This is a genomic window from Enterobacter sp. PL_is511, assembly GCF_055816065.1.
In genome coordinates this window covers 1,247,902-1,271,543 of sequence record NZ_JBVPGP010000024.1, presented here as the reverse complement: position 1 = coordinate 1,271,543, position 23,642 = coordinate 1,247,902, and the positions used below count along the sequence as shown (strand labels likewise).

Genomic DNA, 23,642 nt, shown 5'->3' with positions numbered 1-23,642 from the left:
CTGAAAGCCGTCAGAGGGAATAATAATTAAGCTATATCCTGGACAGCCCGTTGCACCGCTTTGCTAGCCTGACTATTCAGGCAAAGCTCAACCCGGAGGTATTCTTGCTGATTAGACTCAAGAAAGAACGAACGCATAAGGAGGATCGCCGGCTTGCTCTCTGGCTGGCGACCTCGGCAAGTTTGCTGAATGCCATCGCCCTCGGGGCATTCGGTTTTTTCCCCTCACACATGACCGGCAACACCTCACAGTTATCCAGCGAAGTCTCTTCCACTGACCTGAGCGATATCATTTTTTTCGGCTCGATTATTCTCTCCTTTGTCGCAGGCGCCATTCTTGCCCGCATGATTGTAATATGGGGCATTATCCATAACGTCAGGCTGGTTTTTTGCCAGATCCTGTTTGTCGAGGGGATATTGCTGACCGGCGTCTCCTTCTACGAGATGTATTTTCATGCCCTCACCAGCAACCGCGAGATTATTCTTTTCCTGTGCGGCCTGATGGGCATTCATAATTCCACTTCTACGCAGCTTTCCGGTGGACGGGTGAGATCGACGCACATTACCGGCACGCTAACGGACGCGGGGATTTCCCTGGCCTCCGTAATGGTGGCGATGCTGCGCAGGGATTACTCCAAAGATACGGCGGCGCAAAAAAGTCAGCTGAAAACCCACTTAACCACCCTGTTTTCGTTTATTACGGGCGGTATCGCGGGGCTGCTGCTTTTCCGATGGATTGGCTTTAACGCCATGCTAGCGCTTGGGCTGATGCTCGCCGTAGTCGCTATCGTTTCAATTATCACCGTCTCGACGCGGGTTAGACGGGTTCGCGCTACCGTCTGAGCGTTGCAGCTGCCCCAGCAGGCGCTGCATGTTGTCGTCGCAGGAGATCCCCTCCGGCCGGTTGGTGATACTCGCGACCAGCGTCAGCAATTCCCTGCGGTTTTCCTCAAGCTGCTTTTGCATCGCTTCTATTTCGGCAATACGCGTCTTCAGGGACTGGATCAGTCCCTCATGATCCCAGCGTTGTTGCGGCTGCGGCAGAAAGCGGCGTATTTGCTCGAGTGAGAACCCGGTACGTTGCGCGCTGTCGATGATGTTCAGCAGCGCTGCCGTCTCTTGAGAATACGACCGGTAGCCGTTCCCCTGCCTGACAGGGCGCGGCAGTAAACCTTCCGCCTCATAAAACCGAATACGCGACGGGGAAATACCCGTCATTTTCGACAGCTCGCCAATTTTCATTTCATCTGCTCTTACGCCTTGACCTTAAAGTTAACTTTAAGCTTAAACTTTTTATACGGTCAACCGGATCGTCATTTCATCAGGGAGCTCATATGCAAACTATTCTGGGTGCCAGCGGGCAAATCGCCCGTGAACTGACCCGCGAATTAAAACGCGCCTATACCGACGATATCAGGCTGGTCAGCCGCCATCCGCAGAAAGTCCACGCCAGCGATATCACGGTTGCGGCCAATCTTCTGGATGCGCAGCAGACGCAGGAGGCGGTTAAAGGCAGCGACACGGTCTATTTTACCGCCGGTCTGCCGCCTGATTCCGCGCTGTGGGAGCGTCAGTTCCCAACCATGCTGGACAATGCCCTGGAGGCCACGCGAAAGGCTGGCGCAAGATTCGTCTATTTTGACAATACTTACATGTACCCCCAGAGCGACGTGCCACAAACTGAAGAGACGCGCTTTGCGCCCCGGGGGCGGAAAGGCAACGTGCGTGCGCTGATGGCCAACCGGGTGCTTGCCGAAATGCAGCGGGGCGACATTCCCGTCCTCATCGGTCGGGCCCCGGAGTTTTACGGGCCTGAGAGAACGCAGAGCTTCACGAATACGCTCATTATCGACAGGCTGAAGCAGCACAAACGCCCGCGAGTTCCGGTACGTGACGATACGCTTCGCACCCTCATCTGGACGCCGGATGCCAGTCGCGCGCTCGCCCTGCTGGGCAATACGCCTGAGGCCTACGGGCAGACGTGGCACTTGCCCTGCTGTGATGAAAGGCTGACGTATCAACAGTTTGTTACCCTCGCCTGCGATATCTTCGGCCAGAAGGCGGACTACGCCGTGCTGGGCGAGCTGGCCTTCGCCGCGACGGCGCTGTTTTCGCAGGGCGCGCGCGAAATGCGGGAGCTGTTGCCCAGATACGACGTTGATAACCTGTTTGATTCGACGAAGTTTAAGCGGCATTTTCCCGACTTTCCCGTCACTTCATACCGGCACGGTCTTGAAAACATCTGGCAGAAATGGAGATCAAAAGCGCACAAAACAGCGTAAATGCACTGCCGCACCGACAGAGGTGCGGCCATTACTCGTGACAACGTCACTTTCACTTCTCGTCTTTAGGACTATTCTGCCTCTTCCTCAATCAGCCCTTATGCCATAAGGCTTAACCCGAGGTTGTCACTGTTTTCATAGGGTTACTGATTCTACCCCTTCGCTGGAACCCTTCCCAAACGCTTGCTATAGGTGAAATACCCCTGCCGAAACATGGCATAACAACAGGCAACCGGTGGTTGCTATAACGCATGCGCACAGGGAGACACACCGCAATGCACCCATTACTCAAACGTTCGCTGCTGTTTGTCGGCGCCATTATCGTGGTCCTCGCCCTCCTCGTCTGGGGGATCGGGATGGAGACGATAAAGGCGCGCCAGGTTGACCTGGTCTATCTCGGGCAACAGCACATGATTCTGGTTTTCTCCTCCATGTTTTTTGCCCTGCTGGTGGGTATTCCAGCCGGTATTCTGCTGAGCCGCCCGGCCGCGCGGGGTATCGCCGAATATGTGATGCAAATCTTCAACGTCGGCAACACGCTGCCGCCGTTGGCCGTTCTGGCGCTGGCGATGGTGGTGATTGGCATTGGCGATACGCCCGCCATCATCGCCCTGTTCCTCGCCTCGCTGCTGCCGATCGTGCGTAACACCTATGCCGGGCTGTGCTCGGTCCCGCCGTCGCTGCTGGAAGCGGCAAACGGCATCGGGATGACCAAATGGCAGCGTCTGCGTCAGGTTGAGCTGCCAGCCGCCTGGCCGGTCATGCTCTCAGGGATCCGCATCGCCACCGCCATTAACGTCGGTACCGCGCCGCTGGCCTTCCTGATTGGCGCCAGCAGCTACGGCGAGCTGATTTTCCCCGGCATTTATCTGAACGATTTCCCGACCCTGATCCTCGGCGCGGCGGCCACCGCCCTGTTCGCCCTGATCCTCGATACCCTGCTGGCGGCGCTGGGTCGCGTGATGAGTCCCCATCTCGCTCGATAACAATAACAAGGAGCTTTTATGAGACTGTTTTCCGGCCTGACGGCGCTGTGTGCCGCGGCGCTGTTCACCAGCCAGGCGATGGCGGCCCCGCTGATTCTGGCGACCAAGAGCTTTACCGAGCAGCATATTCTCTCGGCGATGACCGTGCAGTACCTGCAAAAGAAAGGATTCCAGGTGCAGCCGCAAACCAACATTGCCACGGTGATTTCCCGTAACGCGATGATCAACAAGCAGATTGATATGACCTGGGAGTACACCGGCACGTCGCTGATCATCTTTAACCACATCAACAAGCGCATGTCGCCGCAGGAGTCTTACGAGACGGTAAAACGCCTGGACGCGAAGCACGGTCTGGTCTGGCTCAAACCCGCCGACATGAACAATACCTACGCTTTCGCCATGCAGCGCAAGCGCGCCGAGGCGGAACACATCAACACCATGTCGGAGATGGTGGCGAAGATTGAGCAGATCCGTAAAACCAACCCGGATAAGAACTGGCTGCTGGGCTTAGACCTGGAGTTTGCCGGGCGCAGCGACGGCATGAAGCCACTTCAGGCGGCCTATAAGATGGAGCTGGACCGCCCGCAGATCCGTCAGATGGACCCCGGCCTGGTCTATAACGCCGTGCGCGACGGCTTCGTTGACGCCGGGCTGATTTATACCACCGATGGTCGCGTGAAGGGCTTCGACCTCAAGGTGCTGGAAGACGATAAAGGCTTCTTCCCAAGCTATGCGGTCACCCCGGTGGTGCGTAAGGACACGCTGGAGGCCAACCCCGGCCTGGAAGAGGCGCTCAACACCCTCTCGGCCCAGCTCAACAACGACGTTATCACCGAGCTGAACAAAAAGGTGGATATCGACCATCAGTCACCGCAGCAGGTCGCCCGCGATTTCCTGCGTAGCAAACAGCTGCTGTAGGAGGCGGTATGGAGACGATTCACTACATTCTGGACAACTGGGATTACCTGTTAACCCTGACGCTGCAGCATCTGTGGCTGGTGGCGCTGGCCGTAGGCTTAGCCATCATCATCGGCGTACCGCTGGGCATTCTGATTGTCCGCCACAGGTGGCTGGCAACGCCGGTGCTGGGGATAGCCACCATCGTGCTGACCATTCCGTCTATCGCCCTGTTTGGCCTGATGATCCCGCTGTTTTCGCTGATCGGTCAGGGGATTGGTGCCCTGCCCGCGATCACGGCGGTGTTTCTCTACTCGCTGCTGCCGATTGTGCGTAACACCCATACGGCGCTCGACAGCCTGCCGCCGGGCCTGCGTGAAGCCGGACGCGGTATCGGCATGACCTTCTGGCAGCGCCTGCGCTGGGTCGAAATCCCGATGGCGCTGCCGGTGATTTTCGGCGGGATCCGCACCGCCGTGGTGATGAACATCGGCGTGATGGCGATTGCCGCGGTGATCGGCGCGGGCGGTCTGGGCCTGCTGCTGCTCAACGGCATCGGCGGAAGCGATATTCGCATGTTGATTGCGGGCGCGCTGATGATTTGTCTTTTAGCGATTGTGCTCGACTGGCTGCTGCACCGTCTGCAGGTGGTTCTGACTCCAAAGGGGATTCGATAATGATAAAACTGGAAAACCTCACCAAACACTTTTCACAGAAGCACGGCCAGACCTTTAAGGCCGTGGACAACGTCAACCTCAACGTGCCCGAAGGGGAAATGTGCGTCCTGCTCGGCCCGTCCGGCTGCGGGAAGACCACAACCCTGAAGATGATTAACCGCCTCATTACCCCAAGCAGCGGGACGATCCTGATCAACGGTGAAGACACCAGCGGGATGGACACCGTCACCCTGCGCCGCAACATCGGCTACGTGATCCAGCAGATTGGCCTGTTCCCGAACATGACCATCGAAGAGAACATTACCGTCGTGCCGCGCATGCTGGGTTGGGATAAAGCGCGCTGTAAAACCCGCGCCGAAGAGCTGATGGATATGGTGGCGCTGGATCCGCATAAGTTCCTGAATCGCTACCCGCGCGAGATGTCCGGGGGCCAGCAGCAGCGTATCGGCGTGATCCGCGCCCTGGCGGCGGATCCTCCGGTACTGCTGATGGATGAACCTTTCGGCGCGGTGGACCCGATCAACCGCGAGGTGATCCAGAACCAGTTCCTGGAGATGCAGCGCAAGCTTAAGAAAACCGTCATGCTGGTCAGCCACGATATCGACGAAGCCCTCAAGCTCGGCGACCGTATTGCGGTGTTCCGTCAGGGGAAAATCGTGCAGTGCGCCAGCCCGGATGAACTGCTGGCGAAACCGGCGAACGAGTTTGTCGGCTCGTTTGTCGGTCAGGACCGCACGCTGAAGCGCCTGCTGCTGGTCTCGGCGGGCGACGTCACCGACCAGCAGCCGACCATTACGGTGCGGGGCTCTACGCCGCTCCCTGAAGCCTTTGCGACCATGGATGATAATGATATTCGCGCGATTACCGTAGTTGACGAGCACGGCAAGCCGCTGGGCTTTGTGAAGCGTCGCGAAGCGCGTAACGCCAGCGGGACCTGCGCCGACATCCTGCATCCGTTCCGCATGACCGGCAAAGCGGAAGACAACCTGCGCGTGGTGCTGTCACGCCTGTATGAGAGCAACACCAGCTGGATGCCGATCGTGGATGAGGACGGGCGCTACAACGGTGAGATTTCACAGGACTATATTGCCGAGTACCTGAGTTCAGGGCGTACGCGCCGGGCGCTGAATATTCATAGCGACAGTTAACCTTTCAGGCCGGGCATTGCCCGGCTTTTCCGCACGCATACCTTTTGCTAACCCCACGATTTGCCGCCACAATATTGTATCTTTCCCGTTGACTCGCGACTCATGCAACGTCTTCATACGTACCCCGACATCCGCGCGATGTTTCGCCGACTGCTGATTGCCACCGTCACCGGCGTGCTGGCCGCGCTGGCCGTTGCGGTGTTCCGCCACAGCATGTACCTGCTGGAGTGGCTGCTTCTCAGCAACGACAGCGGCAGCCTGGTGAATGCCGCCGCGTCGCTCTCGCCCTGGCGGCGCGCGCTGACGCCCGCGCTGGGCGGGCTGGCTGCGGGACTGTTACTCTGGGGATGGCAACGGCTGACCGCCCAGCGGCCTCATGCCCCTACCGATTATATGGAAGCGCTGGAGACCGGCGACGGTCAGTTTGATTACGGCGCCAGCCTGGTGAAATCCCTTGCCTCGCTGCTGGTCGTCGCCAGCGGAAGCGCCATCGGGCGTGAAGGGGCGATGATCCTGCTTGCCGCCCTCGCCGCCTCCCTTTTCGCCCGGCGCTTTACGCCCAAATCCGAGTGGAAATTATGGATAGCCTGCGGTGCCGCCGCCGGGATGGCCAGCGCCTACCATGCTCCCTTAGCCGGAAGCCTGTTCATCGCTGAGATTCTGTTTGGCACCCTGATGCTGGCCTCGCTCGGGCCCGTGGTTATCGCGGCGGTGGTGGCGCTTCTCACCACGCAGCTTCTGGCGCCGGGTACCGGCACGCTCTACGCGGTCCATCTGAGCGGTATCCTCACCGCTACCGATTATGCCCTGCTGGTCGCGATGGGGCTGGTGGCGGGTCTCTGCGGGCCGCTGCTGATGTGGCTGATGGCGTTCAGCCACGGTCTTTTCCTGCGCCTCAAGCTTTCCCCGCCGTGGCAATTAGCGCTAGGCGGTGCTATCGTCGGGCTGCTGTCTCTTCTGACGCCGAAGGTGTGGGGGAACGGCTACAGCGTGGTGCAGGCTTTTCTGCTCGCGCCGCCGCTGCTGTCGGTCATTGCGGGCGTCTTTATCTGTAAACTGCTGGCGGTACTGGCGAGCAGCGGGTCGGGCGCGCCGGGCGGGGTGTTCACGCCGACGCTGTTTGTCGGCATGGCGACAGGCATGCTGTTCGCGCAGCTGTTCGCGCTGTGGCTGCCGGGTTCTGAAACGGCGATTCTGCTGGGGCTGGCAGGAATGGCAACCCTACTTGCCGCAACCACGCACGCGCCCATTATGTCGGCGCTGATGGTCTGTGAAATGACCGGACAGTATTTTTTACTGCCCGGCCTGCTGGTCGCCTGCGTGCTGGCGTCCGTATTGTCGCGGACGTTACGCCACGACTCTGTCTACGGTCAACACGCCACCGAGGGCAGAGAGATCGATGTACTGCGCTAGCTCGCGCTGCTCGGCGCGTGGCAGATAAGGCAGCTCGCCCACCAGCGGTCCGGGCAGTTTGGTGCTCAGCACGTCGATGATCTCCGCGTAGTGCGCCAGGCCCGGGTTGATGCGGTTTGCTACCCAGCCAACCAACGGCAGGCCGTCATTGGCAATCGCCTGCGCCGTCAGCAGCGCGTGGTTGATGCACCCTTCCTGGATACCCACCACCATCACCACCGGAAGCTGCTCCTGCACAACCCATTCAGACAGCGGGCGCAAATCATTCATCAGGCTGCGCCAGCCGCCCGTCCCTTCAACAACCACGTGGTCAACCTTCTCACTCAGGTTCGCCAGGCCGTCGGACAACAGGGGATAATTAATCAGGCCGCTGTGCGCTACGCTGCTCTCCTCTTCGCTTAACGCAATGGGATTGACCGCGTGATAGGGCAACTCCAGTGACGAGACGCTTTGCAGCACCAGGGCGTCTTTATTGCGCAATCCCTCTGGCGTCTCTTTACTCCCTTTTGCGACCGGTTTGTACCCTGCCACGCGTTTACCGCTTGCTGCCAGCGCCTGCAGCAATGCGCGGGATACGACGGTCTTGCCGACAGAGGTATCTGTACCAGTAACAAAGAAACGCTTAAGCATGACTCACTCCACCTCTTGGGTATGCTTCGAAAATATAAACCAGGTAAATAATTCAGTGGAGGAAGTCTACGGGATGCATGCGCTACCCGGCTTGAGATAGCGCAATTTTTCTTACATCTGCGGAAAAGAGTTAACCCTGTAACAGGCGGATCAACAGCGAGCCGTTATACATGGCATCTTTGACCAGCGCCGCGCCAGCCATCGTACCCTGGTTGGAAAACTGGGTGCTTTCTACCGCAATGTTCCGGCTGTAGGCGGGAAGCGACTGCTGCTGAATACAGGCCGTAATCGCCGGGAAGAGGATCTCCGCCGCCTGGCTGAGCGGTGAGCCAATGAGGATTTTTTGCGGGTTGAAGAGGTTCACCATTATCGCCAGAATGCGGCCAACGTTATTCCCCACCCCGGTAATGATGTCCTTCGCCAGCAGATCGCCCTGGCGCGCGGCGGCGCAGAGAGAATCCACCGTAAGGGGTTGTCCGTGCAGCGAGGAGCTCATGGACTGGCTGAGCCTGACCTGCGCCAGCTCCAGCACGCTTTCCACGCTGGCAATGGTCTCCAGACAGCCGTGGTTGCCGCAGTAGCAGCGCTTACCGTACGGGTCGACCTGGGTGTGGCCAATTTCCACCAGGCTGCTGCTTCCGGCGTGGAGAAGACGTCCGTCGGTAATCACCCCCGCCCCGACGTTATGGTCGATGACCACCTGAATCACATCCCGCGCGCCGCGGGAAGCGCCAAACAGCGCCTCCGCCATCGTCCAGGCGCTGATGTCATGCTGAATATAGACCGGTACGCCGGTATGGTTTTTCAGCACTTCGCCCAGCGGCATCTCTTTGACATCGTCGTAAAACGGCATGCGGTGAACAATACCATTTTCGGTATCAATAATGCCCGGCATGGTGATGGCAATCGCCGTTAAGCGTTCAAGCCGCTGCTGATGGCGAATAAAGAAGCGATCGATGTGCGAGACAATCGCGTCGAGGAGCGGTTCCTCCGCGTTGAGCGGCAGTTCAAGGCGGTCTTCCACCACCAGCTTGCTGCTCAGGTCGCGCAGCGCAAGGAAGATTTCCCCCCGGCTGATGCGCAGCGACAGGTAGTGCCAGGCTTCCGTCTCAACCACCAGCCCGACTGCCGGACGGCCACGGCTGCCCGGCTCCTGAATTTCCGTCTCCTGAACCAGGTGCGCTTCCAGCATCTCGCGGACAATCTTGGTGATACTGGCAGGTGCCAGTTGTGCCAGGCGCGAAAGATCGATACGCGAAACCGGACCAAGCTGATCAATCAGGCGATACACCGCGCCAGCGTTGGTCTGCTTAATCTGATCGATATGCCCTGGCTGACTATCAGCAACCACCTCGTACTCCCTTATTTTCGAGCTTCGAAATAAACTGTTTGCTATGGTGAAGCACTTGCATGGCTGCCGTCAAATATTTACTTAGCCATGTGATTTACCGCACATTTTTGTCCCCTTTTCCCGGAAAATGCCGCCCGGCAGAGGCGCTTATTAACTGCTGCTTGAAGCGCTGTGCGGCATGGCTCTGCTCACGGTGTTTTGACCAGACCAGCCACATTTCGGAAACGGCATCCTCTTCGGCAATGGTCACCCAGCGCATTTCGCGCAACTGGACCCGTTTAAAGGAGGCCGGAAGAATAGACACGCCCAGCCCGGCGGCGACCAGACCGATAATGGTCATCGCTTCCCCGACTTCCTGGGTGATGACCGGGGCAAGATCGTAGCGGCGCATCAGCCCCAGGATATCGTCATACAGACCCGTTCCAACCTGCGGGTCAAAAAAGACAAACGGCTCTTTTGCCAGCTCTGCCAGCGAAACCGCCGGACGCGACGCCAGCGGGTGATCGTGTGGGATCATGGCCATCAGCGGCTCGCGCAGGATCACCTCCCACGCGAGCGTATCCGGCAGCTGGGTGTTACGCATCAGTCCCAGATCCAGGGAACCTTCATTCAGCGGCGCAATCTGCTCGCGGGTATTGATCTCGCGCGTCTGAATATGAACATCCGGGAAATGGCGGCGGAATGACGAAAGGGTCTCCGAGACGGCACTGATAAACGGTGCCGACGAGGTAAACCCGATCCGCAGCTCTCCGGCTTCCCCGAGATAGAGCCGTTCTGCCCGGGCGGCGGCGTCCTCGACCATGCTCAGAATTTGTCGGCTGTCGTTCAGGAACTGCTTGCCCGCCGCCGTCAGGCTCACGCTGCGGTTGGTACGGGCCAGAAGGCGCGCCCCAACCTGTTGCTCCAGGATCTGAATCTGCTGGCTTAACGGGGGCTGAGAGATATTCAGCCGTGCCGCCGCGCGGCCAAAATGCAGCTCTTCGGCGACGGCGACAAAGTAGCGGAGGTGACGCAGCTCGATATTCATATTTTTAAAGTATCATTTGAGATTATTAATATATTAGACAGAATATTTACATTTTCCTACCCTGAAGAGGTGGTCATACCCGTCACCAGAAATCACGGGGATGTTTAAGCAAGGAAACTGTGTGAGTCGTACAACTACTATTGATATCGATCCGGCAAGAGATATCAATGATTTACCCGCAGCATCGCAGCCGGTCCAGTTCATTAAACGTGGTACCCCCCAATTTATGCGCGTCACGCTGGCGCTCTTTTCCGCCGGTCTGGCCACCTTCGCCCTGCTCTATTGCGTTCAGCCGATCCTGCCCGTTCTCTCGCATGAGTTTGGCGTATCGCCTGCCAGCAGCAGCGTTTCACTCTCTATTTCTACCGGCATGCTGGCGATTGGCCTGCTCTTTACCGGGCCGCTGTCTGACGCCATTGGCCGTAAACAGGTGATGGTGACCGCGCTGATGCTGGCGTCGGTCTGCACGTTACTCTCGACCATGATGACCAGCTGGCACGGCATTCTGGTGATGCGCGCGCTGATTGGGCTATCGCTCAGCGGCGTGGCGGCGGTCGGGATGACCTACCTCAGCGAGGAGATTCACCCGAGCTTTGTTGCCTTCTCTATGGGGCTTTACATCAGCGGGAACTCGATTGGCGGGATGAGCGGACGCCTGCTGAGCGGGGTCTTTACGGACTTCTTTAGCTGGCGTATTGCGTTGGCGGTCATCGGGTGTTTTGCGCTGGCATCCGCCCTGATGTTCTGGAAAATCCTGCCGGAATCGCGTCATTTCCGCCCGACCTCTTTGCGCCCAAAAACGCTGTTTATCAACTTCCGCCTGCACTGGCGTGACAAAGGGCTGCCGCGCCTGTTTCTGGTCGGCTTCCTGCTGATGGGCTCCTTCGTCACGCTGTTCAACTATATTGGCTACCGCCTGATGCTCTCGCCATGGCATCTGAGCCAGGCGATTGTCGGTTTACTCTCGGTTGCTTATTTGACCGGTACGTGGAGTTCACCGAAGGCCGGGGCGATGACCGCACGCTATGGACGCGGCCCGGTCATGCTGTTCTTCACGGCGGTGATGCTGGTCGGCCTGCTGCTGACGCTCTTCTCCTCCCTGTGGCTGATTTTTGCCGGTATGCTGCTCTTCTCCGCGGGGTTCTTCGCCGCCCACTCGGTCGCCAGCAGCTGGATTGGCCCGCGCGCGCGTCGCGCCAAAGGTCAGGCATCGTCTCTTTATCTGTTTAGCTATTACCTGGGGTCCAGCATCGCCGGGACGCTCGGCGGCGTGTTCTGGCATAACTACGGCTGGAACGGCGTGGGCGGGTTTATCGCGCTGATGCTCTGTGCCGCACTGCTGGTGGGCGCAAGTCTTCATAAACGTCTGAAATAATATGCTTGCGGGCGGATATCCGTTTCCCGAAAAACGGCACCAGCTTACTGGTGCCGTTTTTCGTTCAGGAATCCCAGGCCTGCTCTATCTTACCGGCTTCAAACTGCGGAGGCGGTTTTCGGAAACGGCGCGTGAGCCATGTCAGGTAAAGGATCCCCAGTGCCGCCCAGATGAGGCCAAGCGTCAGGGACGTCGCTTCGAGGTTTATCCACAGCACGCCGACCGTGACGGCACCAATGAGCGGCAGCAGGAGATAGTGGAACCGATCTTTCCACGTTTTGTTCAGCCCCTTACGCCGCCAGAAATGGTTGTACACCGAGAGATTAACAAACGTAAACGCCACTAGCGCACCAAAGTTGATCAGCGCCGTCGCGGTCACGAGATCAAAGTACAGGGCCGACAGCGCCACTATCCCAACCATAATGACGTTCAGGGCTGGCGTACGCCATTTCGGATGCACGTAGCCAAACACCCGTTCCGGAAAGACGTTGTCACGCCCCATCACATACAGTAAGCGCGAGACGCTGGCGTGCGAGGCCAGGCCTGAAGCGAGCGTATTCACAAACGTGGTACACAGAAACACCGACTGGAAGAGCTTGCCGCCCACGTACAGCGCGATTTCCGGCAGCGCGGCGTCCGGATTCTTGAAGCGCGCGATCGTCGGGAAAAAGAGCTGCATGAAAAACGAGGCAACAATGAATATCAGCCCGCCATACAAAGCGGTGAGGAAAATGGCTTTGGGGATCACCCGCGCCGCGTTTGGCGTCTCTTCCGACAGCGTGGTGACCGCGTCAAAGCCGAGGAAAGAGAAGCAGACGATAGTCGCGCCGGTAATAATCGGGATCAGGTGTGCATTCTCGCTGATAAACGGCTGGAGCGACCAGACGGTGCCGACGCCCTCCCCCTTGTGCAGGCCATGCACCACGAGAATGACAAACACCACCATGATGGCGACCTGCACCAGCACAAACAGGGTGTTAAAGTTGGCGACCAGATTCACACTCTTCAGGTTCGCCAGCGTCAGGATCGTCACAAACCCCACCACCCAGACCCACGGCGGGACTTCAGGGAACAACGCGGAAAGGTAGATCTTCGCCAGCAGCACGTTAATCATCGGCAGGAAGAGATAGTCCAGCAGCGATGACCAGCCGACCATAAAGCCTAAGTGGGGGCCGATCGATTTCTGCGTGTAGGTATACGCGGAGCCCGCTTCCGGGAACTGCCGTACCAGTTTGCCGTAGCTGATGGCGGTAAACATGACGCCAGCCAGCGCCAGGAGATACGAGGCGGGCACGTGGCCGTTGCTGATACCGGACACAATGCCGAAGGTATCAAACACGGTCATAGGAGTGAGGTAAGCCAGCCCCATCATGACCACCTGCCAAAGCTTGAGGGAACTGCGCAGCCGGGTTCTGCCGGCCATGCGCGGCGAGTCAAGAGAGGTGTTAGTCGCCATAAACCGTCCCCCCCATGCTTACCGTGGTTTGCAATCGCGCTGTCCTTAACGCAAACCTGCTTAGCAAAGGGGGAAGTTGTAAAGAACACACGCGATCGTACCAGCGCACCGTCTCTGGCTCGCACTCACAGCAGGCGCCTGACTGGCCCCCTTCGCCCTGCGGATAGTTGAACATCTGCATCATTTCCTACCTCGTCACACAGTGTCGTTAAGAAAATCCCTGTGCCGCCTGCGCTCCATAACGCGACTCCCGGGAGAAAGCTGGCGTGCCAGCGAACAGTTAGGCCAGGCTCCGCGCAGGCCGTTGGGTGATACGTATGCGATAAAACAAAGCGGCCCCTTACCGGGGCACGTTATCAGGCGTTTTTCAGCATCCACTCAATTTCAGTTTCGGTAATCAGGCGTTCAAACTGCAGCAATTCATCATTTTTGCAGGCGTGATAGACGTGGCAGAAACGTTCGCCCAGCCGCTCGCGAAGGCTATCGTTTTGCATAAATTCCCACAGCGCATCGCTCTGACGAATCGGGAACGGCAGTCCGTCCTGCTCCAGACCGTTGCCTTCCACTTCTTCCTGCAGGGGTAAATCGTTATCCAGCCCATGTAAAATGCCGGCAAAAATCGCCGCCATCACCAGATACGGATTCGCGTCAGCGCCCGCCACCCGGTACTCGACCCGATGGTTATGGCGATCGCCGCAGGGGATACGCAGGGCAACGGTGCGATTATTGTGTCCCCATGACGCCTGCGTCGGCACGTACATCCCCGGCTGGAAACGGCGGTAGGAGTTGACGTTCGGTGCCAGCAGCGCCATGGACGCAGGCATCAGGTCGATCATCCCGGCCAGCGCGCGTTTCAGCAGCGCGGAATCCTCGCCGCTGGCGTCTGCGAGCACGTTTTCGCCTCGGTTGTTTTGCATGCTGATGTGGATATGCATCCCGCTGCCCGCATGCTCTTCATACGGCTTTGCCATAAACGTGGCGTGCATCTTATGTTTTTCCGCCATCTGCCTGACGAGACGTTTTAGCGCCAGCGCATCGTCGCAGGCATCGAGCACGTTTTCCGTATGGTGCAGGTTAATCTCAAACTGGCCCGGGGAGGCCTCGGCCACTGCCCCGTCGGCGGGGATCAGCTGCAGCTGCGCCAGCTCGTCAATATCGTTCAGCACGTCAGCAAAGTGGTTCAGGTTATCAACCGAGTAGACCTGACTCTGCGTGTTACGCACGTCGGTGCCCGGCGCACAGGGTGGCTGCAGATAGCCGTCGGCATCGCGTTTACGGTCAAGTAAATAGAACTCCAGCTCTACCGCTACCACGGGGAACAGACCGCGCTGGCGCAGCTGCTGCCAGAGTCGGTTGAGTACGTTCCGCGGCTCAACGTCAAAGGGAGCGCCATCTTCATCGACCATGGTGAGCTGCACCTGACCAATGTATTCCGGGTCGGCGGCGGACGGTGTCAGGGTGCCCGGTACCGGCACGCAGATACAGTCCGGCTCGCCGAGCTCCTGCCCCAGTCCCGCCTCTTCCACGACGTTACCCAAAATGTCCATGGCGAAAACCGATGCCGGGAAATAGCAGCCTTTTTCAAGTTTGCTCAGTCCGGCAACCGGGATGCGTTTGCCGCGAAAACAGCCGTTCAGGTCGGTCAGGAGGACGTCAATAAACTGGGTGTCAGGATACTTTTCTAAATAGCGCTTCACTTCCTGCGTAAAGGCGCTGCCCCGCCTCTCATCCGTGTGCTGCACAAAGTTCTCAACTTCTACGATATTGGTTTCCATGATTTACCACCGTTTTTGGGTTTTGCGTTCGCTGCTCAGGACTGTCAAATATAATGTCCACTCTATCGAATCTGTATGCAAACAAATTGTTTGTCAAATGTTAAATTAAGTTTGCAAAAGGCAGATCCCGTTGCTAGATTGAGAAAATATTGAACGAAAAGGCCGTTTCAGAGGTGAGAATGGCCTAAATTTAGTCCACTTTGTGAGGGCGATCATGGAAAATATAATGAACAAGCCAGTTATTGGCGTGGTGATGTGCAGAAACAGGCTTAAGGGTCATGAGACCCAAACCCTGCAAGAAAAGTACCTGAATGCCGTTATTAACGCAGGGGGCTTACCTATTGCCTTACCGCATGCGCTGGCAGAGCCAGAGCTAATGAACGCTCTGCTGCCAACCCTGGACGGGATTTACCTGCCGGGCAGCCCAAGTAACGTGCAGCCGCACCTTTATGGTGAAAACGGCGATGAGCCTAACGCCGATCCCGGGCGAGATCTTCTGAGTATGGCGCTGATTGCCGCCGCGCTCGAAAGGCGCATCCCCATTTTCGCCATCTGCCGGGGGCTGCAGGAACTGGTTGTTGCGACGGGAGGAACGCTGTATCGCCGCCTGTTCGAGCAGAACGACCTGCTTGAACACCGGGAGGATGCTGAACTGCCGGTTGAGCTACAATACGCCCCTTCTCATGAAGTTCAGGTTCAGGAAGGAGGACTGCTGTCTCAAATAATACCAGGCTGTAACAAATTTTGGGTAAACTCGTTACACGGGCAAGGCGCACGAACGTTAGGACCACGGCTCCGCGTGGAGGCCCGCTCGACGGACGGACTGGTCGAAGCGGTTAGCGTTCATGACCACCCTTTTGCCCTCGGCGTGCAATGGCACCCCGAATGGAACAGCAGCGAGTACGCCCTGTCACGCATGTTGTTTGAAGGTTTTATCACCGCCTGTCAAAGCCACGTTGCCGAGAAGCAACGGCTTTGACCACTATCGTAAAGGAAATGCAACTATGAGCGATGACGGACTGGCGCCAGGGAAACGTCTGTCAGAGATCCGCCAGCAGCTGGGTCTCTCGCAGCGGCGTGCCGCCGAACTGTCTGGGTTAACACACAGTGCCATCAGCACCATTGAGCAGGATAAAGTCAGTCCTGCCATCAGTACGCTGCAAAAGCTACTGAAAGTCTATGGGCTGTCGCTCTCGGAATTCTTTTCGGAACCGGAAAAACCTGATGAACCGCAGGTGGTTATTAATCAGGAAGACCTTATCGAAATAGGCAGTCAGGGGGTTTCGATGAAGCTGGTTCATAACGGAAATCCGAACCGTACGCTGGCGATGATTTTTGAAACTTACCAGCCTGGAACCACGACCGGAGAGAGGATCAAACACCAGGGTGAGGAGATCGGTACGATACTGGAAGGTGAAATATTGTTGACCATTAATGGCCAGCAATATCACCTGGTTGCGGGGCAGAGCTATGCCATCAATACCGGCATACCGCACAGCTTCAGCAACACCTCGGCAGGCATCTGCCGCATTATCAGTGCCCACACCCCCACCACGTTCTAATTACCACTCAGTCCCGGCGTAAGCACGCTTACGCCGGGAAATATAAAAACGATCGATGTCGGCATTCAACGGGTTAATTCCCGGGATGCCTCACGGCTTCGTATTGCCTGAAACGGCCATGCCTTTATTTATCTGATTGCGAAAGAAAGGAGTGAATATGCATTTTAAGCACCTGACTTACTGGCAGGATAAAGCAAAAAACAGCGCCATTGAGGCCCGGTTATTTATTAACGGTGCCTATTGTGACGCCGCCGATAATGCCACGTTTGACACCGTCAATCCCGCGACCCAGCAGACGCTGGCGAACGTGGCCCGGGGCAAGCAGGCGGACGTGGACCGCGCGGTTCAGGCCGCGCGTGAGGTATTTGAGCGCGGTGACTGGTCACAGGCGTCTCCGGCGCAGCGCAAGGCCGTGCTAAATAAGCTCGCCGATTTGATGGAACGCCATAGCGAAGAGCTGGCGTTACTGGAAACGCTGGACACCGGTAAACCCATCCGCCACAGCCTGCGCGACGATATTCCCGGCGCGGCTCGCGCTATTCGCTGGTACGCCGAAGCGGTGGATAAAGTCTACGGCGAAGTGGCGCCTACGGGTCCGGGCGAGCTGGCGATGATCGTGCGCGAGCCCATCGGGGTTGTTGCGGCCATCGTCCCCTGGAACTTCCCGCTGCTGCTGGCCTGCTGGAAGCTGGGCCCGGCGCTGATCGCGGGCAACAGCGTGGTACTGAAACCGTCGGAGAAATCGCCGCTCTCCGCCCTGCGGCTGGCCGGGCTGGCGAAAGAGGCGGGCCTGCCGGACGGCGTGCTGAATGTGATAAGCGGTTACGGCCATGAAGCGGGCCAGGCGCTGGCGCTGCATCCGGAGGTTGAGGTGCTGACGTTTACCGGCTCTACCCGTACCGGCAAGCAGCTGTTGAAGGACGCGGGTGAAAGCAACATGAAGCGCGTCTGGCTGGAGGCAGGCGGCAAGAGCGCCAACATTATCTTTGCCGACTGTCCGGACCTGGACAAGGCCGTGAGCGCGACCGCCGCCGGGATTTTTTATAACCAGGGACAAGTCTGTATCGCCGGTACCCGCCTGCTGCTCGAAGAGAGCATCGCCGATGAATTCCTGACCAAGCTGAAAGCGCAGGCCCGTCACTGGCAGCCAGGCGATCCGCTCGACCCCGACAGCACGATGGGCATGCTCATCGACGCTGCGCACGCCGATACCGTCCACACGTTTATTCGCGAGGGAACCCGGAAAGGCTCGCTGCTACTGGACGGGCGGGAACAATCATGGCCTTCCGCAGTCGGTCCAACCATTTTTGTCGACCTCGAGTCCGACTCCCCGCTGTGCCGGGAAGAGATTTTCGGGCCGGTGCTGGTCGTTACCCGATTTAAAACCGAAGAGGAAGCCTTAACGCTGGCCAACGACAGTGAATACGGGCTTGGCGCGGCGGTATGGACCCGCGATCTCTCCCGCGCGCACCGCATGAGCCGGCGCCTGAAAGCAGGTTCGGTCTTCGTCAATAACTATAACGACGGCGATATGACCGTCCCCTTTGGCGGCTATAAGCAGAGCGGCAACGGTCGCGATAAGTCCCTGCACGCGCTGGAAAAATTTACCGAACTGAAAACCATCTGGATTGCCCTGGAGCCTCAATCATGACCGAACATACCACCAGCTACTACGCGGCCAGCGCGAACGCTTACGAACCTTTCCCGACGCTAAACGAGTCGATCAGCTGTGACGTGTGCGTGGTGGGCGGCGGCTATACCGGCCTCTCCTCCGCGCTGCATCTCGCCGAAATGGGCTACGACGTGGTGCTCCTTGAAGGGGCGCGCATCGGCTTCGGCGCCAGCGGACGCAACGGCGGCCAGCTGGTTAACTCCTACAGCCGCGATATCGACGTGATCGAGAAAAACTACGGGCCCGATGCCGCCAGAATGCTCGGGAGCATGATGTTTGAAGGCGGGGAAATCATTCGGGAGCGAATCCAGCGCTATCAGATCCAGTGCGACTATCGTCCCGGCGGGCTGTTTGTGGCGCTAAACCACAAGCAGCTGGAGACGCTGGAGGAGCAAAAAGCCAACTGGGAACGCTACGGCAACACGCAGCTGGAGCTGCTGGACGCCAGCGCCATCCGCCGGGAGGTCGACAGCGAACGCTATACCGGCGCGCTGCTGGACCGCAGCGGGGGGCATATTCACCCGCTGAACCTGGCGATCGGCGAAGCGGACGCCATTCGCCTGAACGGCGGGCGGGTGTATGAGCAGTCCCCGGTGACCGCCATTCAGCACACCAGCCCGGCCGTGGTGAGCACGCAGCATGGCCAGGTGACGGCCCGCTACGTGATCGTCGCCGGGAATGCCTATCTGGGCAATAAGATCGAACCGGAACTGGCAAAACGCAGCATGCCCTGCGGCACCCAGGTGGTGACCACCGCCCCGCTGCCTGAAGAGGTCGTCCGCACGCTGATCCCCAATAACTACTGCGTGGAAGATTGTAACTACCTGCTGGATTACTACCGTCTCACCGCCGACAACCGCCTGCTGTACGGTGGTGGCGTCGTCTATGGCGCGCGCGATCCGGACGATGTCGAGCGCCTGGTGATGCCAAAGCTGCTCAAGACCTTCCCTCAGCTGGCAGGCGTCAAAATCGACTACCGCTGGACGGGCAACTTCCTGCTGACCCTGTCGCGTATGCCGCAGTTTGGTCGTCTGGATAAAAACATCTATTACATGCAGGGCTACAGCGGCCACGGCGTGACCTGCACCCACCTGGCCGGACGGCTGATCTCGGAACTGTTGCGCGGTGACGCTGAGCGCTTTGATGCGTTTGCCAACCTTCCGCACTACCCCTTCCCGGGCGGCCGCAGCCTGCGGATTCCATTCACGGCGATGGGCGCGGCGTACTACAGCCTGCGCGATCGTCTTGGCGTATGATCGTTTCGACAAAAGGGTATCTGACATGAGTAACCAGGAATTTCATCAGCGCAGACTTTCTGCCACCCCGCGCGGCGTAGGCGTAATGTGTGATTTCTTTGCCCGCACGGCGGAGAATGCCACGCTTACCGACGTGGAAGGCAACGACTATATTGATTTCGCCGCCGGGATCGCGGTACTGAATACCGGCCATCGTCATCCTGAACTGGTGGCTGCCGTGGAAAAACAGCTTCACCAGTTCACCCACACGGCCTACCAGATTGTGCCGTATGAAAGCTACGTTTCATTAGCCGAAAAACTTAACGAGCTGGCCCCGGTGCAGAGCCCGGCCAAAACGGCGTTCTTCACCACGGGCGCGGAAGCGGTGGAAAATGCCATTAAAATCGCCCGGGCCCACACCGGCAGACCGGGTGTGGTAGCCTTCGGGGGAGGCTTTCACGGCCGAACCTATATGACCATGGCGTTAACCGGCAAGGTCGCACCTTACAAGCTGGGATTTGGCCCCTTCCCGGGGTCGGTTTATCACGTGCCGTATCCCTCCGAGCTGCACGGCATCACGACGCAGGATGCCATCACGGCGATAGAGCGCCTGTTCAAAGCAGATATTGAGGCGAAACAGGTGGCGGCGATTATTTTTGAACCCATTCAGGGTGAAGGCGGATTCAACGTCGCCCCGCCAGAGCTGGTGGCCGCCATCCGCCGCATCTGTGATGAGCACGGGATCGTGATGATTGCCGACGAAGTGCAGAGCGGCTTCGCACGAACGGGTAAGCTGTTTGCCATGGAACACTACGCGGACAAACCCGACCTGATGACGATGGCTAAAAGCCTGGCAGGCGGAATGCCGCTGTCCGGCGTGGTGGGCCGCGCCGAAATCATGGACGCGCCGGCTCCCGGCGGTCTGGGCGGGACCTATGCAGGCAACCCGCTGGCGGTGGCCGCCGCGCACGCGGTGCTGAATATTATCGACAACGAGTCACTGTGCGCCCGCGCCCGTCAGCTGGGCGATCGGCTGAAAGCCACGCTGGAGGAGATTCAGGGTACCTTCCCTGCACTCGTGGCGATAAGGGGAAGAGGCTCGATGATTGCGGCGGAGTTTTTCGATCCCGAGAGCCGAGAGCCTTCGGCCGCCATCGCGCAGGCGATCCAGCAAAAGGCGCTCGCCCAGGGCCTGCTGTTGTTGATCTGCGGCCAGTACAGCAACGTGATCCGCTTCCTTTATCCGCTGACCATTCCGGATGCCCAGTTCACCCAGGCGCTGGCGATCCTGCAACAGGTTATGCGTGATAAGGCCTGAGTGCCCACCGAAAACCGTCTCCCGGAATTCCGGCGACGGTTTCAACGGAGGAAATCGGCACAGATTTCCTCCGGGTGGGAAATGTTGGGGAATTTGGTCCGTTTCATTGTATGCTCCCTGAAACACATCCCTGGCATGAGGAAATAAGAATTGCAAAAAACATCAGCCTATCAGTCACTTGTGAAAACCTTCCAGCGTCTCTCCCGCTTCTCGCACCTCTCCTCCATCGCCAGCTGGGACATGTTCACCATGATGCCGCCAGGCGGCAGCGCCGCGCGCGGCGAGGCGCTGGCGGAGATGAGCGTCCTGCAGCACCAGATCCTGACCGATAAAAAAGTCGGCGACCTGTTAGCGGCAGCGGCAGGAGAAGATCTGAATGACGTCGAGCAGGCCAACCTGCGCGAAATGACGCGCCACTACCAGCAGGCGACCCTGCTGCCCGAATCGCTGGTGGAAGCCAAATCGCTGGCGGGCAGTAAATGTGAACACGCCTGGCGTACCCAGCGTCCCGCCAACGACTGGCAGGGCTTTTCCGCCAACCTGAAAGAGGTAGTCAAACTCAGCCGCGAAGAGGCTCGCCTGCGGGCGGAAGCCAAAGGCTGTACGCCTTACGACGCGCTGCTGGATATTTTTGAGCCCGACATGACCAGCGCTCGTCTGGACGTTCTGTTCGGCGATATGAAGTCCTGGCTACCGGACCTGCTGGCAAACGTAGTGGAAAAACAGGCTCAGCGCTCGTTCGTTCCCCCTCAGGGCCCCTTCCCGACGGCAACACAGCGTGAGCTGGGCCTGGAAGCCATGAAGATGCTCGGCTTCGATTTTAACGGCGGCCGCCTGGACGTCAGTGCGCACCCGTTCTGCGGCGGCGTCCCGGAGGATGTGCGCATCACCACGCGCTATGACGAAGATGAACTGCTCAGTGCGCTGTTTGGCGTGATCCATGAAACTGGACACGCCCGCTACGAACAAAACCTGCCGCGCGCGTGGGCAGGACAGCCGATTGCCCTGGCGCGCTCAACCGCGATCCATGAGTCACAGAGCCTGTTCTTTGAAATGCAGCTGGGACGCAGTGAAGCTTTCCTCAGGCATCTTCTCCCTGCCGTGCACGCTCGCTTTGGCAGCCAGGCGGCGTTCAGCGAAGAGAACTTTATTGCCTGGAACCAGCGCGTGAAGCCTGGCTATATCCGCGTCGATGCGGACGAAGTGAGCTACCCGGCACACGTGGTGCTGCGCTATGAGATTGAGCGCGCGCTGATCAACGGTGAGATCGAGGTGGACGATATTCCTGCACTGTGGGATGAGAAAATGCAGGCCTGGCTCGGGTTATCTACCAAAGACAACTACCGCAACGGCTGTATGCAGGATATCCACTGGACCGACGGCGGTTTTGGCTACTTCCCGTCGTATACGCTTGGCGCTATGTATGCCGCCCAGCTGTTCCATGCCGCCAGGACCGCGCTGCCGGGTCTGCAGGCCTCCATCGCTGAGGGCGATTTTTCCGCACTCTTTGAGTGGCTGCGTCAGAACATCTGGCAGCACGGTAGCCGCTTCAGCACGTCGCAGTTAATCACCCAGGCGACGGGCGAGGATCTGAATATCCGTTACTTCCGCGAACATCTGACCTCGCGCTATTTGTAATCTGTTTGGCCGGGGGTGAGGGACCTCCAGTAAATTTTTTAAGCAGAAGCGATAACCTTGTTTCAGAACGACTAAAGGCTTTCAGCGATGCCCTGGTCCGGCTGTAAATCGCTGAGGCGTTTGCCTTCCGGCCGGGGCGAGGCGCATGGATGCGCCGAGAGGGCGGGCTTTACAGGGACGTTACCTCCGCCCGTCCCCGATAAGCCGGAAGGAATAGGCCGAAGGTACCGCGCAGCGGCGATTTACCGCCGGGAGCCCGGGTTGCCAGGGCGGCGGCGATTGAGCCGCCATGGCACGTTCACAGGTTATGCCCCTACAGAGTAGCAAGGAACATAAAGTGAACGGAATGACCTCCACAGCCGTATGTCCCCCCTCACCCCAGCCCTCTCCCTCAAGGGAGAGGGAGTCGTTCGTGCAGAACACCGGCAATGTACATATGGTTACACGCCGATACCAATCACTCACGGAAACCTCGAATTTACAGGGATATAGTTATTTCAACGGCCCCGCAGTGGGGTTAAATGAAAAACCAAATTCGAGGGTATGAGAATGAATAAAGTATTAGCTCTGGTTGTTGCCGCTGCTATGGGTCTGTCTTCTGCTGCATTTGCTGCTGACACTACCGCAACTGCTGCACCGGCTGCCGCACCTGCTGCAACCACCACCGCTGCCCCAGCAAAAGCGGTTCACCATAAGAAACATCACAAAGCTGCAGCGAAAAAAGAAGCCGCTGCACCTGCAACCGCAGCACCAACCGAGCAGAAAGCTCAGGCAGCCAAAAAGCACCACCACAAAAAAGCAGCTAAACCGGCTGTAGAGCAAAAAGCTCAGGCTGCTAAAAAACACCACCACAAAAAAGCCGCTAAACCGGCTGTAGAGCAGAAAGCTCAGGCTGCTAAAAAGCATCACAAAAAAGCAGTAAAACACGAAGCTGCTAAACCAGCTGCACAGCCAGCTGCGTAAGAGTACAAGCTAAACCGTGCCCTGCGGGGCACGTTGGTAAACCGGCGCCGAACCGGAACAGGTTCCGCGCCGTTTTTTTTATCCGGAGGGCGTATGCTGCGACGCTATCGGTTTGAGCTGATTCTGATCCTGCTTATTTTATGCGCGCTCATCGCCAGCCATTTTTATCTTTCCTGATTGTAGCACGCTGATTTTACTCCCACTTTAGCGCTGTCCCGTCTATAGTATTTTCATAGGG

At 58.2% G+C, this 23,642-nt stretch carries 23 protein-coding genes; 16 read left to right on the top strand and 7 right to left on the bottom strand.

What is annotated here, in order from left to right; genetic code table 11:
- Window positions 1-104 precede the first annotated feature (104 nt).
- Window positions 105-842 (top strand): YoaK family protein, encoded by a 738-nt coding sequence (locus tag AC0TN7_RS21655; protein WP_473702432.1) that lies wholly within the window; start codon window positions 105-107, stop codon window positions 840-842.
- Here AC0TN7_RS21655 and AC0TN7_RS21650 read toward each other — a convergent pair.
- The gene (locus tag AC0TN7_RS21650; RefSeq protein WP_024909124.1) at window positions 792-1,241 is read right to left on the bottom strand and encodes a MerR family transcriptional regulator; all 450 of its coding nucleotides are present in this window, start codon (window positions 1,239-1,241) and stop codon (window positions 792-794) included. The two genes, AC0TN7_RS21655 and AC0TN7_RS21650, sit on opposite strands and share 51 nt — an antisense overlap.
- A gap of 92 nt (window positions 1,242-1,333) precedes the next feature.
- Here AC0TN7_RS21650 and AC0TN7_RS21645 point away from each other — a divergent pair, with 92 nt between their 5' ends.
- The 6 genes from AC0TN7_RS21645 (at window position 1,334) to clcB (ending at window position 7,402) form a co-directional block, all read left to right on the top strand.
- Window positions 1,334-2,281 (top strand): NAD-dependent epimerase/dehydratase family protein, encoded by a 948-nt coding sequence (locus AC0TN7_RS21645; RefSeq protein WP_473702431.1) that lies wholly within the window; start codon window positions 1,334-1,336, stop codon window positions 2,279-2,281.
- A 275-nt stretch (window positions 2,282-2,556) separates the two neighbouring features.
- Window positions 2,557-3,267, top strand: coding sequence for an osmoprotectant ABC transporter permease OsmY (gene osmY / locus AC0TN7_RS21640; protein ID WP_047061706.1), 711 nt, complete (start codon window positions 2,557-2,559; stop codon window positions 3,265-3,267).
- Window positions 3,268-3,285: 18 nt separating this feature from the next.
- The gene (osmX, locus tag AC0TN7_RS21635; RefSeq protein WP_024909127.1) at window positions 3,286-4,185 is read left to right on the top strand and encodes an osmoprotectant ABC transporter substrate-binding protein OsmX; all 900 of its coding nucleotides are present in this window, start codon (window positions 3,286-3,288) and stop codon (window positions 4,183-4,185) included.
- A gap of 8 nt (window positions 4,186-4,193) precedes the next feature.
- The gene (gene osmW / locus AC0TN7_RS21630; RefSeq protein WP_023311514.1) at window positions 4,194-4,841 is read left to right on the top strand and encodes an osmoprotectant ABC transporter permease OsmW; all 648 of its coding nucleotides are present in this window, start codon (window positions 4,194-4,196) and stop codon (window positions 4,839-4,841) included.
- Window positions 4,841-5,989: an osmoprotectant ABC transporter ATP-binding protein OsmV gene (osmV, locus tag AC0TN7_RS21625; protein WP_045353850.1), complete on the top strand. Its 1,149-nt coding sequence runs from the start codon at window positions 4,841-4,843 to the stop codon at window positions 5,987-5,989. The genes osmW and osmV overlap by 1 nt, the downstream gene beginning before the upstream one ends.
- A gap of 102 nt (window positions 5,990-6,091) precedes the next feature.
- A complete protein-coding gene (gene clcB, locus AC0TN7_RS21620; RefSeq protein WP_090417192.1) occupies window positions 6,092-7,402 on the top strand; it encodes a voltage-gated ClC-type chloride channel ClcB in 1,311 nt (436 codons plus the stop codon).
- On the opposite strand, the gene bioD is transcribed toward clcB, so the two are convergent.
- The 3 genes from bioD to AC0TN7_RS21605 form a co-directional block, all read right to left on the bottom strand.
- Window positions 7,337-8,032, bottom strand: a complete 696-nt coding sequence (gene bioD, locus AC0TN7_RS21615; RefSeq protein ID WP_024909130.1) for a dethiobiotin synthase — start codon at window positions 8,030-8,032, stop codon at window positions 7,337-7,339. The two genes, clcB and bioD, sit on opposite strands and share 66 nt — an antisense overlap.
- A gap of 130 nt (window positions 8,033-8,162) precedes the next feature.
- Entirely contained in the window at window positions 8,163-9,383 is a 1,221-nt protein-coding gene (mlc, locus tag AC0TN7_RS21610) for a sugar metabolism global transcriptional regulator Mlc (RefSeq protein WP_024909131.1), read from the bottom strand.
- Between the two features lie 94 nt (window positions 9,384-9,477).
- Window positions 9,478-10,410, bottom strand: a complete 933-nt coding sequence (locus AC0TN7_RS21605) for a LysR family transcriptional regulator (protein WP_473702430.1) — start codon at window positions 10,408-10,410, stop codon at window positions 9,478-9,480.
- A gap of 121 nt (window positions 10,411-10,531) precedes the next feature.
- Here AC0TN7_RS21605 and AC0TN7_RS21600 point away from each other — a divergent pair, with 121 nt between their 5' ends.
- A complete protein-coding gene (locus AC0TN7_RS21600) occupies window positions 10,532-11,785 on the top strand; it encodes an MFS transporter (RefSeq protein ID WP_267214729.1) in 1,254 nt (417 codons plus the stop codon).
- A 64-nt stretch (window positions 11,786-11,849) separates the two neighbouring features.
- Here the strand turns inward: AC0TN7_RS21600 and AC0TN7_RS21595 are convergent, their stop codons facing one another.
- The 3 genes from AC0TN7_RS21595 to AC0TN7_RS21585 all read right to left on the bottom strand — a co-directional run bounded on the left by AC0TN7_RS21595 (window position 11,850) and on the right by AC0TN7_RS21585 (window position 15,016).
- Entirely contained in the window at window positions 11,850-13,241 is a 1,392-nt protein-coding gene (locus AC0TN7_RS21595) for an APC family permease (RefSeq protein ID WP_473702429.1), read from the bottom strand.
- Window positions 13,231-13,416, bottom strand: a complete 186-nt coding sequence (locus tag AC0TN7_RS21590; protein ID WP_418251760.1) for a YmjE family protein — start codon at window positions 13,414-13,416, stop codon at window positions 13,231-13,233. The genes AC0TN7_RS21595 and AC0TN7_RS21590 overlap by 11 nt, the downstream gene beginning before the upstream one ends.
- A gap of 181 nt (window positions 13,417-13,597) precedes the next feature.
- Window positions 13,598-15,016, bottom strand: coding sequence for a glutamine synthetase family protein (locus AC0TN7_RS21585; protein ID WP_047075214.1), 1,419 nt, complete (start codon window positions 15,014-15,016; stop codon window positions 13,598-13,600).
- 214 nt (window positions 15,017-15,230) lie between these two features.
- On the opposite strand from AC0TN7_RS21585, the gene puuD reads away from it, so the two are divergent.
- The 8 genes from puuD (at window position 15,231) to ydgU (ending at window position 23,581) form a co-directional block, all read left to right on the top strand.
- Window positions 15,231-15,995 (top strand): gamma-glutamyl-gamma-aminobutyrate hydrolase, encoded by a 765-nt coding sequence (gene puuD / locus AC0TN7_RS21580; protein WP_032651105.1) that lies wholly within the window; start codon window positions 15,231-15,233, stop codon window positions 15,993-15,995.
- Between the two features lie 25 nt (window positions 15,996-16,020).
- Window positions 16,021-16,578, top strand: coding sequence for an HTH-type transcriptional regulator PuuR (gene puuR / locus AC0TN7_RS21575; protein ID WP_008502454.1), 558 nt, complete (start codon window positions 16,021-16,023; stop codon window positions 16,576-16,578).
- A gap of 157 nt (window positions 16,579-16,735) precedes the next feature.
- Complete coding sequence (puuC, locus tag AC0TN7_RS21570) at window positions 16,736-18,229, top strand: aldehyde dehydrogenase PuuC (protein WP_248272139.1); 1,494 nt, start codon at window positions 16,736-16,738, stop codon at window positions 18,227-18,229.
- A complete protein-coding gene (locus AC0TN7_RS21565) occupies window positions 18,226-19,506 on the top strand; it encodes an NAD(P)/FAD-dependent oxidoreductase (protein WP_061715372.1) in 1,281 nt (426 codons plus the stop codon). Before puuC ends, AC0TN7_RS21565 begins: the two co-directional genes overlap by 4 nt.
- Before the next feature lie 25 nt (window positions 19,507-19,531).
- Window positions 19,532-20,803: a 4-aminobutyrate transaminase gene (gene puuE / locus AC0TN7_RS21560; RefSeq protein WP_473702428.1), complete on the top strand. Its 1,272-nt coding sequence runs from the start codon at window positions 19,532-19,534 to the stop codon at window positions 20,801-20,803.
- Window positions 20,804-20,953: 150 nt separating this feature from the next.
- Window positions 20,954-22,441 carry a carboxypeptidase M32 gene (locus AC0TN7_RS21555; RefSeq protein WP_473702427.1) on the top strand — a complete coding sequence of 496 codons (1,488 nt, stop codon included), beginning with the start codon at window positions 20,954-20,956 and terminating at the stop codon, window positions 22,439-22,441.
- A gap of 549 nt (window positions 22,442-22,990) precedes the next feature.
- Window positions 22,991-23,404 carry an acid resistance repetitive basic protein Asr gene (gene asr, locus AC0TN7_RS21550; RefSeq protein WP_032651095.1) on the top strand — a complete coding sequence of 138 codons (414 nt, stop codon included), beginning with the start codon at window positions 22,991-22,993 and terminating at the stop codon, window positions 23,402-23,404.
- Between the two features lie 93 nt (window positions 23,405-23,497).
- On the top strand, window positions 23,498-23,581 hold the full coding sequence (gene ydgU / locus AC0TN7_RS21545) for a small membrane protein YdgU (RefSeq protein ID WP_021241182.1): 84 nt from the start codon (window positions 23,498-23,500) through the stop codon (window positions 23,579-23,581).
- The last annotated feature ends 61 nt before the right edge of the window (window positions 23,582-23,642 follow it).

What these genes read in the sequence shown, in the direction of transcription:
- AC0TN7_RS21650 (WP_024909124.1), bottom strand. Translation starts at nt 1,241, where the DNA reads ATGAAAATTGGCGAGCTGTCGAAAATGACGGGTATTTCCCCGTCGCGT.
- AC0TN7_RS21645 (WP_473702431.1), top strand. Translation starts at nt 1,334, where the DNA reads ATGCAAACTATTCTGGGTGCCAGCGGGCAAATCGCCCGTGAACTGACC.
- osmY (WP_047061706.1), top strand. Translation starts at nt 2,557, where the DNA reads ATGCACCCATTACTCAAACGTTCGCTGCTGTTTGTCGGCGCCATTATC.
- osmX (WP_024909127.1), top strand. Translation starts at nt 3,286, where the DNA reads ATGAGACTGTTTTCCGGCCTGACGGCGCTGTGTGCCGCGGCGCTGTTC.
- osmW (WP_023311514.1), top strand. Translation starts at nt 4,194, where the DNA reads ATGGAGACGATTCACTACATTCTGGACAACTGGGATTACCTGTTAACC.
- osmV (WP_045353850.1), top strand. Translation starts at nt 4,841, where the DNA reads ATGATAAAACTGGAAAACCTCACCAAACACTTTTCACAGAAGCACGGC.
- clcB (WP_090417192.1), top strand. Translation starts at nt 6,092, where the DNA reads ATGCAACGTCTTCATACGTACCCCGACATCCGCGCGATGTTTCGCCGA.
- bioD (WP_024909130.1), bottom strand. Translation starts at nt 8,032, where the DNA reads ATGCTTAAGCGTTTCTTTGTTACTGGTACAGATACCTCTGTCGGCAAG.
- AC0TN7_RS21605 (WP_473702430.1), bottom strand. Translation starts at nt 10,410, where the DNA reads ATGAATATCGAGCTGCGTCACCTCCGCTACTTTGTCGCCGTCGCCGAA.
- AC0TN7_RS21595 (WP_473702429.1), bottom strand. Translation starts at nt 13,241, where the DNA reads ATGGCGACTAACACCTCTCTTGACTCGCCGCGCATGGCCGGCAGAACC.
- AC0TN7_RS21590 (WP_418251760.1), bottom strand. Translation starts at nt 13,416, where the DNA reads ATGTTCAACTATCCGCAGGGCGAAGGGGGCCAGTCAGGCGCCTGCTGT.
- AC0TN7_RS21585 (WP_047075214.1), bottom strand. Translation starts at nt 15,016, where the DNA reads ATGGAAACCAATATCGTAGAAGTTGAGAACTTTGTGCAGCACACGGAT.
- puuD (WP_032651105.1), top strand. Translation starts at nt 15,231, where the DNA reads ATGGAAAATATAATGAACAAGCCAGTTATTGGCGTGGTGATGTGCAGA.
- puuR (WP_008502454.1), top strand. Translation starts at nt 16,021, where the DNA reads ATGAGCGATGACGGACTGGCGCCAGGGAAACGTCTGTCAGAGATCCGC.
- puuC (WP_248272139.1), top strand. Translation starts at nt 16,736, where the DNA reads ATGCATTTTAAGCACCTGACTTACTGGCAGGATAAAGCAAAAAACAGC.
- AC0TN7_RS21565 (WP_061715372.1), top strand. Translation starts at nt 18,226, where the DNA reads ATGACCGAACATACCACCAGCTACTACGCGGCCAGCGCGAACGCTTAC.
- puuE (WP_473702428.1), top strand. Translation starts at nt 19,532, where the DNA reads ATGAGTAACCAGGAATTTCATCAGCGCAGACTTTCTGCCACCCCGCGC.
- asr (WP_032651095.1), top strand. Translation starts at nt 22,991, where the DNA reads ATGAATAAAGTATTAGCTCTGGTTGTTGCCGCTGCTATGGGTCTGTCT.
- ydgU (WP_021241182.1), top strand. Translation starts at nt 23,498, where the DNA reads ATGCTGCGACGCTATCGGTTTGAGCTGATTCTGATCCTGCTTATTTTA.